General features: G+C 70.2%; 11 protein-coding genes. 5 read left to right on the forward strand and 6 right to left on the reverse strand.

Translation table 11 applies throughout. The features are described 5' to 3' along the window. Positions 1–3: 3 nt before the first annotated feature. Together ABT009_RS04065 and ABT009_RS04070 are read right to left on the reverse strand one after the other, a co-directional pair. The gene (locus tag ABT009_RS04065; RefSeq protein ID WP_351289270.1) at positions 4–600 is read right to left on the reverse strand and encodes a YdeI/OmpD-associated family protein; all 597 of its coding nucleotides are present in this window, start codon (positions 598–600) and stop codon (positions 4–6) included. Positions 601–713: 113 nt separating this feature from the next. Beyond that, entirely contained in the window at positions 714–1,412 is a 699-nt protein-coding gene (locus tag ABT009_RS04070; protein ID WP_351289272.1) for a TetR/AcrR family transcriptional regulator, read from the reverse strand. A 153-nt stretch (positions 1,413–1,565) separates the two neighbouring features. Between ABT009_RS04070 and ABT009_RS04075 the strand changes: the two genes are divergently transcribed. The 3 genes from ABT009_RS04075 to ABT009_RS04085 all read left to right on the forward strand — a co-directional run bounded on the left by ABT009_RS04075 (position 1,566) and on the right by ABT009_RS04085 (position 6,020). Beyond that, positions 1,566–3,077, forward strand: a complete 1,512-nt coding sequence (locus tag ABT009_RS04075) for an APC family permease (protein WP_351289274.1) — start codon at positions 1,566–1,568, stop codon at positions 3,075–3,077. A gap of 196 nt (positions 3,078–3,273) precedes the next feature. Further along, on the forward strand, positions 3,274–4,932 hold the full coding sequence (locus ABT009_RS04080) for an amidohydrolase (protein ID WP_351289276.1): 1,659 nt from the start codon (positions 3,274–3,276) through the stop codon (positions 4,930–4,932). 119 nt (positions 4,933–5,051) lie between these two features. After that, complete coding sequence (locus tag ABT009_RS04085) at positions 5,052–6,020, forward strand: SDR family NAD(P)-dependent oxidoreductase (RefSeq protein ID WP_351289278.1); 969 nt, start codon at positions 5,052–5,054, stop codon at positions 6,018–6,020. 90 nt (positions 6,021–6,110) lie between these two features. Here ABT009_RS04085 and ABT009_RS04090 read toward each other — a convergent pair whose 3' ends face one another. The 4 genes from ABT009_RS04090 to ABT009_RS04105 all read right to left on the reverse strand — a co-directional run bounded on the left by ABT009_RS04090 (position 6,111) and on the right by ABT009_RS04105 (position 11,970). Beyond that, positions 6,111–7,166, reverse strand: a complete 1,056-nt coding sequence (locus ABT009_RS04090; protein WP_351289280.1) for an SRPBCC family protein — start codon at positions 7,164–7,166, stop codon at positions 6,111–6,113. Between the two features lie 5 nt (positions 7,167–7,171). Next, positions 7,172–7,726 (reverse strand): hypothetical protein, encoded by a 555-nt coding sequence (locus ABT009_RS04095; protein WP_351289282.1) that lies wholly within the window; start codon positions 7,724–7,726, stop codon positions 7,172–7,174. A 104-nt stretch (positions 7,727–7,830) separates the two neighbouring features. Further along, entirely contained in the window at positions 7,831–10,788 is a 2,958-nt protein-coding gene (locus ABT009_RS04100; RefSeq protein ID WP_351289284.1) for a glycoside hydrolase family 2 TIM barrel-domain containing protein, read from the reverse strand. Between the two features lie 204 nt (positions 10,789–10,992). Continuing rightward, positions 10,993–11,970: a PfkB family carbohydrate kinase gene (locus ABT009_RS04105; protein WP_351289536.1), complete on the reverse strand. Its 978-nt coding sequence runs from the start codon at positions 11,968–11,970 to the stop codon at positions 10,993–10,995. A 214-nt stretch (positions 11,971–12,184) separates the two neighbouring features. Here ABT009_RS04105 and ABT009_RS04110 point away from each other — a divergent pair, with 214 nt between their 5' ends. Beyond that, positions 12,185–12,934, forward strand: coding sequence for a DeoR/GlpR family DNA-binding transcription regulator (locus tag ABT009_RS04110; RefSeq protein WP_351289286.1), 750 nt, complete (start codon positions 12,185–12,187; stop codon positions 12,932–12,934). Further along, on the forward strand, positions 12,931–14,304 hold the full coding sequence (locus ABT009_RS04115) for a 6-phospho-beta-glucosidase (RefSeq protein WP_351289288.1): 1,374 nt from the start codon (positions 12,931–12,933) through the stop codon (positions 14,302–14,304). The genes ABT009_RS04110 and ABT009_RS04115 overlap by 4 nt, the downstream gene beginning before the upstream one ends. Positions 14,305–14,312: the final 8 nt, after the last annotated feature.

A 14,312-nucleotide genomic window follows, 5' to 3' on the forward strand; every position in this document is an offset into this window, starting at 1 on the left:
GCACTACTCGTAGAACTTCCGCCCTTCGCGCAGCATCTCCACGAACTGCGCCAGGCGCCGGGCCCGCGTCTCGGCACGCTTCGCGGTCTGCAGGCGGTGGTACAGGGCGTAGCGGTTGCGGCTGTCGAGGCCGGCATAGAACGCGGCCGCCACGGGGTCGGCGTCCAGCGCGGCCTGCAGGTCCTCGGGTACGGTCGCCGCGGCCTGACCTGCGTACGCGGCCTCCCAGCGGCCGTCCGTCTTCGCCCGCTCCACCTCGCGCAGCCCCGCCGGCCGCATCAGACCCCGCTCGGTGAGGACCCGCACCTTCTCCCGGTTGATCTGCGACCACGTGCTGCGCGGGCGGCGCGGGCAGTACCGCTGCAGGAAGTACGTGTCGTCCTCCCGCTTGCGCTGCCCGTCGATCCACCCGAAGCACAGGGCCATGTCGAGGGCCTCGGTAACGGTGACCGTCGTCTCGCCCGTGCCCTTCTTCGCTATGCGCAGCCACACGCCGCTGCTCTGGTCGTGGTACTCCTCCAGCCACACCGTCCAGGCCTCCTGGTCGGCGAAGCGGTGGGTGGGCTGGGGTCCGGGTCCGGCGTGCTCCGCTGGCGTCATGGGCGGAATCCAAGCGGAGACGGGCGGGTCGCGCAACGACGTTGCTGCCGGGCCGCGCGTGTGCGAAGCCGTTGCCGATCCGTCAGCGGTGCCCAGTCGGTGCACGAGATCCGTCAGCGGTGCCCCGCCGGCGCACGAGCGGCTAGGGCGGCCAGCAGCAGGTCCACCGCCTCCTCGAACGAGCTCTCCGCCATGGCGTGCAGCTCGCCACGTACCGTGCTCAGGGCCGGGTACGCCTCCGGGGCCGCGGCCTGGTAGACCTCCGTCCATGCCTGCTCGTCGGCTTCACGCTGTTGCCGGGGGAGCGCCAGGCAGGCGGCGTCCATGGCCGCGTGGCTGATGACGGTGTCGATGAACGCCAGGTAGAGACGGACAGCGCGATCAGGGGCGAAGCCCGCCGACAGCAGCAGGCCCACGCCGGTCTCCACGGCACGGAACTCGTTCTCGCGGCGGGTCACACGGTACGAGGCCATGGCGGCCGCACGCGGATGGGCGAGGTATCCGGCGCGCACCCGCAGCGCCATCTCGCGGAGCGAGGCGACCCAGTCGGGGCCGGGCGTGAACCCCTCCATGGAGTCCCCGATGATCCGGTCGGCGACGGCCAGCAGCAGGTCGTCGGTGTTGCGGAAGTAACGGTAGAGCGCGCTCGGGTCGCATCCCAGGGCGCTGCCCAGACGACGTACGCTCAGTGCCTCCGGGCCGTGCTCGCCGATGAGCCGCAGCGCGGTCCCCACGATCAGGTCCTGGGACAGGAGCACTCCCGAACGGGTGGGGCGACGGCGTCTGCTCTCCTTGGGGACACGGGTGGGCATAGCAGCTCCTCTCGCTCTGTGGCGGCCAGGTGCAGTGAACGGCCCGGTAAACGCTTATGTCAACACCGTTGACGCAAAGTGTGCCCCCGTTGTTCCATCACATCCCCGTACGGCTCTTCCCCCGCCCGTCCCCGTCCTCGCGAGGAGCCCCTGATGTCCCACAACGCAGCCAGACCAGCCCCGCCGGCGTCTCCCACACCACTGCGCCGCTCCCTCGGCGTCGTCGACGGCGTCGCCATCGCCGCCTCCAGCACGGCGGCCACCACCAGCATCGCCATCGGCATGGGCACCATCGCCGCCACCGTGGGGCTCCAGGGCCCCGCCCTCCTGCTGCTGGCGTTCCTGCCCGTGCTCGGCATCGCCACCGCCTACGCCCGCCTCAACCGCTCGGAACCCAACTGCGGTAACGGCTACGTATGGGTCGGCAAGTCCCTCGGCCCCTGGCCCGGCTTCCTGACCGGCTGGGTCAACCTGGTCGGCTCGATCATCTTCCTCGCCTACACCAGCGCGGTCACCGGCTCGGTCGTGCTGATCTTCGCCAACAAGGCGGGCCTGGACAGCCTCGCCGGTATCGCTCTCGACCCGACGTCCACCGCCGTCAGCACCGGCGTCGGACTGGTGACCCTGACGGCCGTCACGGTCCTGGCCGTGACCGGGGTGCGCAGCGCAACCCGGCTGCAGTTCGGCCTCCTGATCTTCGAGTACGCCGTGCTGCTGGGCTTCTGTACGTGGGCACTGGTCACGGGCTCGCAGGAGTTCTCGCTGTCGTGGTTCAACCCGTTCGAGATGACCAGCGGCACGGCGTTCGCTCAGGGCCTGGTCCTCGCGGTGTTCTTCTTCTGGGGCTGGGACGCGGCCTTCAGCGTCACCGAGGAGACCAAGAGCCCCGGCGACTCGGCCCGCGGCGGTTTCATCGCCCTGTTCGCCATGCTCGGCCTGTTCCTCTTCGCCTCCATCGCCTTCCAGCGGGAGATGAGCCTGCCCGAACTCATCAAGAACGGCCCCCAGGCCCTCCCGTACCTCGGCGCCAAGCTGGCCGCCGAACCGTGGGCGAGCCTGCCCCTGCTCGCGCTGATGTTCTCGGCCGTCGCCTCCGTTCAGGCAGCCGTGATCCCCACCGCCCGCGGGCTGCTGGCCATGGGCCGCGACCGCACCCTGGGCCCGGTCTGGACCCGCGTCCATCCCAGGTACGGCACCCCCGCCGCCGGAACCGTCATCGTGATGTCGATCGCTGCCGGAATCGCCCTGCTGGCCGTGGCCATCCCCAAGCTCAGCGACATGCTGCTGGCCGCCGTCAACGCCATCGGCCTCGTCGTCGCCCTCTACTACGGCCTCACAGCCCTCGCCTGTGCCGTCCGCTTCCGCGCCGCCCGCCGCGACGGACTCCGTGAGGCACTGCTCGCGGTCGGCGTCCCTGCCGCCTCCGGCTTGGTCCTGCTCGGCCTCGGCGTCTACCTCGGATACTCGTACCTCACCATGAGCGACCACTTCGAGCTCAGCCCCGACAACGGCTGGTTCATGTTCTCGCTGCCCGCCACCATCGTTTTCACCGGACTCGTCATGGCCGCCGTCGCCAAGTACGCCCGCCGCTCGCCGTACTTCACCACCGGACGCGGCACCGACGCCGACGCCCTCACGCTGCCCATGGACCGTACGGCCGTCTGACGCCGACCAGCCCATAGCACCGTGCGGTCGTTCAACCGCCGTCCTGCCCTTGGCGCCGTGCGGTCGTCCAACTACCGTCCCGCCCTTGGACCGTACGGCCGTATGGCGCGCGCCTCGACCATGGCACCATGCGGCCGTCCGACCCTGCCCATGGCCCTACGGCCGTCCGACCCGCACCCACCTGGAGTTCACCTTCATGTCGCACCCCCAGGCCGCCGATCTGGTTCTCACCGGCGGACCCGTCCACACCGTCGATCCCGCCCGCAGCCGCGCCACCGCAGTGGCCGTGCGCGGCGGGCGGATCGCAGCCGTGGGCCACGACGAGGTCCACGAGCTGATCGGCCCCAGCACCGAGGTCGTCGACCTGGCCGGAAAGCTGCTGCTGCCCGGCTTCCAGGACGCGCATGTCCACCCCCAGGGCGCGGGCCTCGAACTGGGGCTGTGCCACCTCGGCGACACCGTCGACCCGGCGGAGTACCTGCGGCGCATCAAGGCATACGCCGACGAGCACCCGGACGTCGAGTGGATCACCGGCGGCGGCTGGTCCATGGAGGCATTCCCCGGCGGCACCCCCACCGCCGCCCTGCTCGACGCGATCGTCCCCGACCGGCCCGTCTTCCTGCCCAACCGCGACCACCACGGCGCCTGGGTCAACACCCGAGCCCTGGAACGGGCGGGCATCGATGCCCGCACCCCGGACCCCGCCGACGGCCGTATCGAACGCGACACCGACGGCAACCCCACCGGCATGCTCCAGGAAGGCGCGGCCAACGTCGTGGGCCGGCTGGTGCCCGACCCCACGCTTGAGGAACAGACCGCCGCACTGCTGCGCGCTCAGGCCGTACTCCACTCGTACGGGGTCACCGCATGGCAGGACGCCATCATCGGCACCTACACCAACATGACCGACCCCGCCCCCGCTTACCACGCGGCCCTCGCGGACGGGCTGCTCACGGCCCGGGTGGTCGGCGCCCTGTGGTGGGACCGCGGCCGGGGCGCCGAGCAGATCCCCGAACTCGCCGCCCTGCGGAAGGAGTTGAGCCGCGGCCGGTTCCAGGCCACCACCGTCAAGATCATGCAGGATGGCATCGCCGAGAACCACACCGCCGCCATGCTGGATCCGTACCTCACCGGCTGCGGCTGCGCCTCCGACAACAGCGGCATCAGCTTCGTCGAGCCGGCCGAGCTGAGGAAGTACGTCACCGAACTCGACGCCCTCGGCTTCCAGGTCCACTTCCACGCCCTCGGTGACCGCGCCGTGCGCGAGGCACTCGACGCAGTCGAGGCCGCCCGCGCCGCCAACGGATGGCGCGACACGCGGCACCACCTGGCACATCTCCAGGTCGTCCATCCCGACGACGTCCCACGCTTCCGCGCCCTGTGCGCCACCGCCAACATCCAGGCGCTCTGGGCCGCCCACGAACCGCAGATGGACGAGCTCACCCTGCCCTTCCTCGGCGCCGAACGCGGCACGTGGCAGTATCCGTTCGGCGACCTGCTGCGCGCCGGCGCCACCCTCGCGGCGGGCAGCGACTGGCCGGTCAGCAGCCCCGACCCGCTGGCAGCCATCCACGTCGCCGTCAACCGGATCGCGCCCACCGCGCCCGACGGCACCGGGGTGTTCCTGCCCGAGCAGCGCATCGACCTCGGGGCCGCCATCGCCGCGTACACGGCGGGCAGCGCCTATGTGAACCACCTGGACGACACCACCGGCAGCATCGCCGTCGGCAAGCTCGCCGACCTCGTCGTCCTGGACCGCGACCCCTTCGCCGGGCCGCCCGAGGAGATCGCGACGGCCCGGGTCCTGCAGACATTCGTCGAGGGCCGCCGGGTGTACGCGGCGGATGACGCGTAGGGGGCCTGGCGCGCTGATCGAGGGTCCGGCGCCGCGTCGCGTGACGGTGCCGCGTCGCGTCGCCAGTGCCGCGGTGTCGGCTTGCCCTGGAGTGCACTCACATTCGTAGCATCCGGGGCATGGCAACTCCTCAGCACAAGATCGGATCGGGATTCGGCGCGCGGTGCACCGCCGACGACGTCCTGCAGGGAATCGAACTCTCCGGGAAGCTCGCGGTCGTCACCGGCGGTTACTCGGGCCTCGGGCTGGAGACCACGCGTGCGCTCACCCGCGCCGGCGCCCATGTCGTCGTACCGGCCCGTCGGCCGGAGACCGCCCGTGATGCGGTTGCGGACATCGAGGGGGCGGAGGTCGACGAGCTGGACCTCGCCGACCTCGACAGCGTGCGTGCCTTCTCCGACCGTTTTCTGGCCTCCGGCCGCACGATCGACATCGTCATCGACAACGCCGGGGTCATGGCCTGTCCCGAGACCCGGGTCGGCCCCGGCTGGGAGGCCCAGTTCGCGACCAACCACCTGGGCCACTACGCGCTCGTCAACCGGCTCTGGCCGGCGATCGTGCCGGGCGGGGCCCGCGTCGTCGCAGTCTCCTCCGCAGGCCACCACTTCTCGGGCATCCGCTGGGACGACATCCACTTCGAGCGCGGCTACGACAAGTGGCAGGCATACGGACAGGCGAAGACGGCCAACGTGCTGTTCGCCGTGCATCTCGACACCCTCGGCCGGGACGTCGGTGTGCGGGCGTTCGCGCTGCATCCGGGCGGCATCCTCACGCCACTGCAGCGTCACCTCGACAAGCAGGAAATGATCGACCGCGGCTGGATCGACGAGACCGGCGAACCGGTCGACCCGACGGCGTTCAAGACGCCGCAGCAGGGAGCCGCGACGCAGGTGTGGGCGGCGACGTCCCCGCAACTGCAGGGCATGGGCGGCGTGTACTGCGAGGACTGCGACATCGCCGAGCCCGCCCCGGTCGACGGCGAGCGGGTCGGCGTACGGGACTACGCGACCGACCCCGAGCAGGCCGCGCGCCTTTGGGCACTGTCCGCCGAGCTCACCGGAGTGGACGCGTTCGCCGCGGCCGACTGACACCGCGAATGCGGGACGACGGCCCAACTGCCGATCGGCGAAGTGCTGGGCAGGAGGTGGCCACCTGCCCAGCACGGCGCCGGCTCTCCATTACCGGCGCTCCTCCCCGACGTAGTCCTCTTCGTCCTCTTCCTCGGGGTACTCGTCCTCCGGCTGTGCTTCGCCCTCGCCCTCTTCCTCCTCGTACTCGCCTTCCTCCGCCTCGCCCTCAGGCTCCTCTTCGTATTCGTCGCCCGGCTCTTCTCCGTAGTCGCGCTCCGGCTCTTCCTCTTCCTCGGGCTCCGGCGCTCCTTCGGCTCGCGTCTCCTCGGGCTCCTCTTCCTGTTCTTCCGCTTCTTCCTCGTGATCCTTCGCGGGTTCCTGCTCCTCGCGTGCCTCCTCGGCCCGGCGCACGACCTTTCCCTCGTGCACCTCGCCCCGCCGGCCCTCGACCTTCTCGGGGTGCAGCAGGGTCCGGGTCATGACGTGACGGCGGTAGTGCTTCATCTCGAGACGCGCCCGGCGCCCCGGGGCTCGCCAGAGGTTTCCGGTGTGCTCGAACAGTCCCTTGGGGTGGTACTCGAGAACCAGCAGGATCCTCGTGAGCTCGGGGGCTACTTCGTGGAAGGTGACCGCACCGTCCACATATCCCTTAACCGCCTTCGAGCGCCATACGATCCGCTTGTCAGGCACCTGCTCGATGATCTCGGAATGCCATTCGCGGGTGGAGAGGAAGACCCTGGCCTTCCATTCGAGTTCCGTGTCGGAGGTCTCCTCGACCTTCTGGACCTTCTTCATGAAGGAAGGGAACTGCTCGAAATCCGTCCATTGGTTGTAGGCGACGGAGATCGGCACGCCGACATCGATCTGTTCGACGATGTTGCTGGCCTTGAATATGCTCTTGTCGCTGCGACCTGGCAGGGCGCCCGATACGGCCTCCTTGGCCTTATCCGCGGCCTTGCGCACGCCGGCTTTGAGGAGCGGCTTCAGTAGCGCCTTGCCCGCCAACGTGCCGCCCGTCACACGCTCGGTCAGTTTGCTCACGGCTCGCCCGCTCATCGCGGCGAGCAGGTCCTGCGTGTCGTGGATCAGGCGCTCGGTGGGCAGTTCCTTGGCAAGGGTGCCGAGCCCGCCGACCGCGCGCTGTCCGTCCGATTGGTCAGCCATGGTCCTCACCCCTGGCTTCGCTGCTGCGCGTCTTCGGTGGCGGCCTTCTTGGTTGGCCTCGGAGGACGGTCGGCCGCCTTCCTCGGCTTGCTGCCGACGGAGCTCTTCTCGCTCCTGGCCTGTTCCGCGGGCCGCGCCTTCTCCGCCTGCCCGCGTACCGTCTTCTTCACTTGCTCGACCCCGGACTTCGCTACCTGCTCAGGCCCTGACTTTTCCGCTTGGTCCGTGCCTTGCCCCTTCGATTTCTCGGCCTTCTCGCCGGCCCCGTGGGAGCGCAGCGTCGAGGTCCGCTCTTCCAGTCGGTCACTCAGCGCTTCCATGCGCTGGCTGGCCGCAGCCACAGCGGCCGACTTGCCCGCGGACATCAACTGGCTGCGGAGGTCCTCGGTCAGCTTGCCGACCTCAGAGGACATCAGCTTCTTGGTGTCCAGCGGGCTGTGGCCCGACATGAGGCGCCTGCCTGCCGCTGCGCCGGCAAGGGCGAGTGCCCATCGCGTCCTGTGGTTGCGCCCGAAGAGATAGCCACTGGTGAAGGCCAGAGCCACCTGGCCGTTGTTCATGATCGCCGCCTCACTCTTGTCAAAGACGAACGCGGGATATTTCTCTATGTCCCAGTATGCGCATTTCATTCCTGTCCGGGGTCACCTGTTCAAGGCGCCGATCTTCACAGTGAGCGAAGCACCCACGCCCAGCGGTGGACGCCGGGCCCTACCTGGTAGCTGGGAAGGGTGTCCGGTCCGCACGACGCGGTGCCGAGGCCGCGGTGCGCCGCGTCGAGGTGGACCACGGAGCGGGGCAGTGGCACGAGCTCGTCGTGGTGCGCGGCGGAGGCTAGATCAGCGGCCCGGTAGCGGGTGACCGAGACCTGCCGCGGGGCGTCCAGCCGTACGGAGAGCCCGCCGCCCGTCTCGGACAGCAGGGAGAACTGGCGTACGCCGCACCGTCCGCCGCTTTCCTGCGGCCGCAGATACGGGGTGAAGAGAGCGTCCACACGGGAGCTGTGGTGACCGACGGGAGCGCCCGCTCTGCGGTCCGGGTACGACTCCCAAGGGCCCTGCCCGTACCACTCCATCCGGTCGAGGCCCTCCACCGTCTCGAAGACCGTGCCGACCCGCGCGACATCGGTCAGCGCGTCGGGGAGGACGGCGGTCTCCTCGATGAGAAGTCCGCCGTCGGGGAGCAGGCTGAAGACTTGCTCGTGCTCGACCGTGCCCGCGGCGGTCGGGTATGCGCCGAGCACCGTGACGCGGTCAGCCCGGCCCTCTGCCGAGACCGGCTTGCGTACGAGTCTGTCGAGCCCCAGCTCCTGCCAGCGCTGTGCGACTCCTCCCAGCAGGTCGTTGTCGGTGGGCGCGCGCCACAGGCTCAGTACGGGGGCCGCGGTGAGCAGCGGATGGACGAGCAGGCCGTCCGTATCGATCTCGAGCGCCGGGCGGGAGACGGCGGAAACCGGTGCGGTGACGGAGATCTGCCGAGCCGCGGCCGGGACGTCTACGTCAGGCAGAGCCGGAGCCGCAACCCGAACCGGCGGCTGCGCCGCGGGCCGCTCCCGCAACCGGACCTGCGGAGTGCACACTTCCGTGCCGCGTCGCGCCCACGGCTCATCGCCCGCCGTCGTCACGCGAAGCGTCAGCCAGGCCTCGCCATCGCCATGGCCACCGGGGTCCGCTCGGAACTCCGCGGGCGGCTCGACGACGGCGGACTCACCCGGCGGCACATGCGGCAGTTCGGCCGGTGCGGTCCGCGTGCCCGCTGCCTCGGCGGAGAACACCCACTCGGCGGTCAGCCAGGACAGGTCGCGGAAGTGCTGGCGGTTGTGGATCCGCAGCTGCCCGCCGTCGTACGACAGCCGTACGGGCGCGGCGAGTTCACGGTGTTCGTACATCGCGGGCTTCGGAGTGCGGTCGGGGAAGACCATGCCGTCCGCGCAGAAGACGCCGTCGTTGGGTGTGTCGCCGAAGTCGCCGCCGTACGCCCAGCGGTAGCCGGGAGCGGCGACCCCTTCGCTGAAAGCCCTCCCAGCGCCGACCGTGCCCGGCCCTGCGGGGAGCCCGTTGGACAGGTCCTGCAGTATGCCGTGGTCCCAGAACTCCCAGACGAAGCCGCCCTGCAGCCCTGGAGTGGACTCGATGGCCTCCCAGTAGTCGGCGAGGCTGCCGTTGCTGTTGCCCATGGCGTGCGAGTACTCGCAGAGGATCAGCGGCTTGGTCTGCTCGCCGGAGGTGGCGTGGGCGACGATCTCGTCGATCGAGGCGTACATCGGGCAGACGATGTCGCTCGCTATGTCGCGCGACGACCAGTCGGTCTTGGCCGCTCCCTCGTACTGGATGGGGCGCGTCGGATCGTGGCGGCGCACCCAGCCCGCGGCCGCGTCGTGGTTCGCGCCGTAATCGCTCTCATTGCCCAGCGACCAGATCACGACGCTCGGATGGTTCTTGTCGCGCAGCACCATGCGGGAGACCCGGTCCACGAAGGCCGGCAGATAGCGCGGGTCGTCGGCGATCTCATGGGCGTGGTCGTGGCTTTCGATGTTCGCCTCGTCCACGACGTACAGGCCGAGCTCGTCGGCCAGGTCGAGGAGGGCCGGATCGTTGGGATAGTGCGAGGTGCGGACGGCGTTGAAGCCGAAGCGCTTTATGGTCTCCAGGTCCGCCCGCATGTCGGCGGGGGTGACCGTGCGGCCGGTGAGCGGGTGGAAGTCGTGCCGGTTGACGCCCCGGATGAACACCCTCTCGCCGTTGACGAGCAGATCACGGCCGCGGATCTCGACCGTACGGAAGCCGATGCGGTGGTACGAGGTGTCGGCGACGCCCCCGTCCGCGCGGTGCAGCCGTACCGTCAGGCCGTACAGGGTGGGTGACTCGGCCGACCAGGGCCTGACATCCGTGATGCGCGCGCAGAGCTGGGCCTCGCCGAGGAAGTCCGAGACCCGCTCGGTCTCTTCGTTGACGCGGTCGAGTTCCGCGTTCTGGGCCAGCGTGATGCCGTCCAGATCACCGGTGAGGTACCAGCCCTGGGGGAGCGGGCCCCGTGCGTCGCGCACCTGGCAGTCGACCCGCAGCGCCCCGGCCTGTTCCGCCTGCACCCTCACGTCCGCGAGGTACAGCGGATCCGTGGTGTACAGGAGCACGGAGCGGGTGATGCCGCCGTGCCACCAGTGATCCTGGTCCTCGATGTGCGAGGCGTCGGACCACTTGACCACGGTCAGCCGTACGGTGTTGCGCTCACCGGGCCGTACTGCGTCGGTGACGTCGAAGTCGCTCGCCAGATGCGAGTCCTTGCCGATGCCCACCGCCCGACCGTTCACCTCGGCGACGAGAACGCTCTCAGCGGCGCCGACCTGCAGCACGATACGGCGGCCCGCCCAGTCGGCAGGGACGTCGAAATCCCTCTCATGCACTCCTGTCGGATTGGCGGCCGGTACGGACGGCGGATACTCCGGCCAGGGCATCTGGACATTGGTGTACTGCGGCAGATCGCGCGGGTCCTGCATGGTCCAGCAGCCCGGCACCACCAGCTCCGACCAGTCCCCGGTGAGCGGCGCATCGGGCGATGGCAGCAGCTGGAAGCGCCATCTGCCATCCAGCGAGAGGCTGCCGGACCTGCGGTCCACCGCGTGCATGGGCAGCCGCTGCCACCCGGTGGTCTCGGGTGATTCCCAAGGGCGCAACCCCCAGGGCTGTGATGTCCATGAGGGTGGTTCCCCAGTGCGTCTGTGCGTCGGCGGCTGCCCATCCATCAGCGGACGGCCCCCTTGGCGAGGCCGTGCCGGTGCGAGGCCGGGAGGTGCACTGCTCCCACCGCCTTTCGGGTGTGCGCTGGATCTCTACGAGACGGAGTCTCTGGGGGAGTGGGGTGTGACAGGTGCATGGCCCACGGGCGCGCCGGGGTCCGCCGGGATGCGGTCGGCGAGGAACCCGTAGGCGCGGGACAGTTCGGGGTCGTTGCTGCCGGTGGTCCGCCACCATTGGTCGATGCCGTACCAGCCGGGCGCGGCGAGCGCTCCGCCGTGGTGCCGTACGGACAGGCTCGCCGCGAGGCCCGCGAAGCGCAGCCGGTCGGCGAGCGGCCAGCCGCCCAGGGTGGCGGCGACGAAGCTCGCACCGAAGACGTCGCCGGCGCCCGTGGCGTCCAGGACGTCGATGTCCAGGGCCCGGACCTGCGCGAACTCGCCCGTCGTCTGGTCCATGGCGAGGGCTCCGTCGCGCCCGCAGGTGACCACCGCCACCGGCACGAGCTCGGCGAGCCGGCGGAGTGCCGCGCCCGGGGTGTCCGTGCGTGTGTAGGCCATCGCCTCGCCGTCGTTGGGCATGAAGGCGTGGCAGAGGGAGAGCTGGTCCAGGATGCCGGTGGACCACTGCTGGGTGGGGTCCCAGCCGACGTCCGCGAAGATCCGGGTCCCGGCGGCCGAGGCCTTCGCGATCCACTCCTGCGGCTCGGAGTCGATGTGCACGATCGCGGTCCGGGCGGTCGGCATGCCCTGCATCAACTGGTCCTGGGAGTACGGGGGTTCCTGGCCGTGTGTGACCAGGGCGCGGTCGTGGCCCTGTGCCAGGGAGAAGGTGACGGGTGTGTTCCAGCCCGGTGCCGTACGGGACAGGGACAGGTCGATGCCCTCTTGTTCGGCGAGGATGTTCCGGCAGTACGTCCCGTAGAAGTCGTCGCCGAACACGGTGGCCAGCGAGGTGGTCAGGCCGTAACGGGCGGCGGCCACCGCGAGATTGGCTATGCCGCCGGGGCCGGAGCCCATGCCGCCCGTCCAGATCTCCTCGCCCGGGGTCGGCTGCTTCGGCAGTCCCGTCATGACGACGTCGTAGAAGAGCAGCCCGGTGAGAAGGACGTCCGGCCGGGTCTCCTCGGCCCGGTCCGAAAGCAGGGGCGGCTCATGCACGAGCGCATCCTCTCGTCAACTATCTGCAAGTGCGTGCACAGGATCGTGCGCCCTGCACGCCTGCTTGGCAAGAGTTGAGCGAACATGCGCATAGAAATGATTGGGATTGACGAGTAGTGTTCATCGCGTGCTGGCTGAGCGACGACACCAACTGATCCTGCGTGCCCTGCGATCCGGCGGCCCGGCGGCCGTCGCGGATCTCTCCGAGCGACTGGGGGTCAGCCCCGCCACCGTGCGGCGCGACCTGGTGAAGCTGGAGGAGATGGGGCTCCTCACCCGTGTCCACGGCGGTGCGGTCGTCGAGGAGGGCGACCAGCCCTTCGCCGAGGTCGCCGAGATCCGCGTGTCCGAGAAGGACGCGGTAGCGGCGCGCGCCGCGGACATGATCGAGGACGGCCAGTCGGTGCTCCTCGACATCGGCACCACCGCCTTCCGCCTCGCCCGCCGGCTGCACGGCCGCAGGCTGACGGTGATCACGTCCAACCTCGTGGTGTACGAGGAACTGGCCGACGACACCGCCATCGAGCTGGTGCTGCTCGGCGGCATGGTCCGCCGCGAGTACCGCTCCCTCGTCGGCTTCCTCACCGAGGACAACCTCCGCCAGCTGCACGCGGACTGGCTCTTCATGGGCACCAGCGGAGTTCGCCCAGGCGGCCAGGTCATGGACACCACGGTGGTCGAGGTACCGGTCAAGCGGGCGATGATCAAGGCCGGCGAGAAGGTGGTGCTCCTCGCCGACGCGGGGAAGTTCCCCGGTACGGGGATGGCGAAGGTCTGCGGGCCCGAGGAGCTGAACGTAGTAGTGACCAACGCCTCCGCGGACGCGGCCACCTGCGCCGCGTTCGAGGAGGCCGGCGTAAAGGTGGTTCAGGCATGAGGCTGACGATTCTCGGCGGCGGTGGATTCCGGGTGCCGCTGGTCTACGGGGCGCTGCTCGGCGATCACGCCGAGGGCCGCGTCACGCATGTCACCCTCCACGACCTGGACGCCGGACGCCTCGCGGCCGTCGCCCGGGTGCTGGCCGAGCAGGCCGCACGCAGCCCTGGGGGCACCTCCCGGCCGGAGGATGGGGGAGCCCCTGAGGTCACCGTCACCACCGACCTCGACGAGGCGCTCACCGGCGCCGACTTCGTCTTCTCCGCGATCCGCGTCGGCGGCCTGGCAGGGCGGGCGGCCGACGAGCACGTGGCCCTGGCCGAGGGCGTCCTGGGCCAGGAGACGGTCGGCGCGGGCGGCATCGCGTACGGCCTGCGCACGGTGCCCGTCGCCGTCGACATCGCCCAGCGAGTGGCCCGTCTCGCGCCCGACGCCTGGGTCATCAACTTCACCAACCCGGCCGGGCTGGTCACCGAGGCCATGTCCCGGTACCTCGGCGACCGCGTCATCGGCATCTGCGACTCGCCCGTCGGTCTCGGCCGCCGCATCGCGCGCGTCCTTGGCGGCGACCCGGACAAGGCGTGGATCGACTACGTCGGCCTCAACCACCTCGGCTGGGTGCGCGGCCTGTCCATCGACGGCCGCGACGAGCTGCCCCGCCTGCTCGCCGACCCGGCGCTCCTCGAGTCCTTCGAGGAGGGCAAGCTCTTCGGCACCGAGTGGCTGCAGTCCCTCGGCATGATCCCGAACGAGTACCTGCACTACTACTACTTCAACCGGGAAGCCGTCAGCGCCTACCAGCACGCCGACCAGACTCGCGGCGCCTTCCTCCACGAGCAGCAGTCGCGGTTCTACGAGGAGATGAAGGACCCAGCGGCCCCCGCCCTCGCCACCTGGGACCGGACCCGCGCCGAGCGCGAAGCCACATACATGGCGGAGAACCGCGAGGTCGCGGGCGTCGGCGAGCGGGACGCCTGCGACCTGGAGTCCGGCGGGTACGAGCAGGTCGCGCTCTCACTGATGCGCGCCATCGCCAGGAACGAGCGCACCTCCCTCATCCTCAACGTCCGCAACCGCACCACGCTGTCTGCTCTCGACTCGGACGCCGTCATCGAGGTGCCGTGCTTCGTCGACGCCGGCGGTGCCCACCCGGTCTCGGTGGCGCCCCTGCCGGACCACGCCACCGGCCTCGTGTGCAGCGTCAAGGCCGTCGAGCGCGAGGTCATGGCCGCCGCTGAGAGTGCTTCCCGCACCACCGCGGTCAAGGCCTTCGCCCTGCACCCGCTCGTCGACTCCGTCACCGTCGCCCGCCGTCTCGTCGACCGCTACACGCGCGAGCACCCTGGTCTCGCCTACCTGAACCGGAAGTAGGAGCCCCC

The organism is Streptomyces sp. NPDC002896, from assembly GCF_040295225.1.
In the GTDB taxonomy this organism is placed as follows: domain Bacteria; phylum Actinomycetota; class Actinomycetes; order Streptomycetales; family Streptomycetaceae; genus Streptomyces.

Bases quoted from the DNA above. Each gene is read 5' to 3' on its own strand.
- ABT009_RS04080 (WP_351289276.1), top strand. From the start codon at position 3,274: ATGTCGCACCCCCAGGCCGCCGATCTGGTTCTCACCGGCGGACCCGTC.
- ABT009_RS04100 (WP_351289284.1), bottom strand. From the start codon at position 10,788: ATGCACGCGGTGGACCGCAGGTCCGGCAGCCTCTCGCTGGATGGCAGA.
- ABT009_RS04075 (WP_351289274.1), top strand. From the start codon at position 1,566: ATGTCCCACAACGCAGCCAGACCAGCCCCGCCGGCGTCTCCCACACCA.
- ABT009_RS04065 (WP_351289270.1), bottom strand. From the start codon at position 600: ATGACGCCAGCGGAGCACGCCGGACCCGGACCCCAGCCCACCCACCGC.
- ABT009_RS04085 (WP_351289278.1), top strand. From the start codon at position 5,052: ATGGCAACTCCTCAGCACAAGATCGGATCGGGATTCGGCGCGCGGTGC.
- ABT009_RS04070 (WP_351289272.1), bottom strand. From the start codon at position 1,412: ATGCCCACCCGTGTCCCCAAGGAGAGCAGACGCCGTCGCCCCACCCGT.
- ABT009_RS04095 (WP_351289282.1), bottom strand. From the start codon at position 7,726: ATGAACAACGGCCAGGTGGCTCTGGCCTTCACCAGTGGCTATCTCTTC.
- ABT009_RS04115 (WP_351289288.1), top strand. From the start codon at position 12,931: ATGAGGCTGACGATTCTCGGCGGCGGTGGATTCCGGGTGCCGCTGGTC.
- ABT009_RS04105 (WP_351289536.1), bottom strand. From the start codon at position 11,970: ATGACGGGACTGCCGAAGCAGCCGACCCCGGGCGAGGAGATCTGGACG.
- ABT009_RS04090 (WP_351289280.1), bottom strand. From the start codon at position 7,166: ATGGCTGACCAATCGGACGGACAGCGCGCGGTCGGCGGGCTCGGCACC.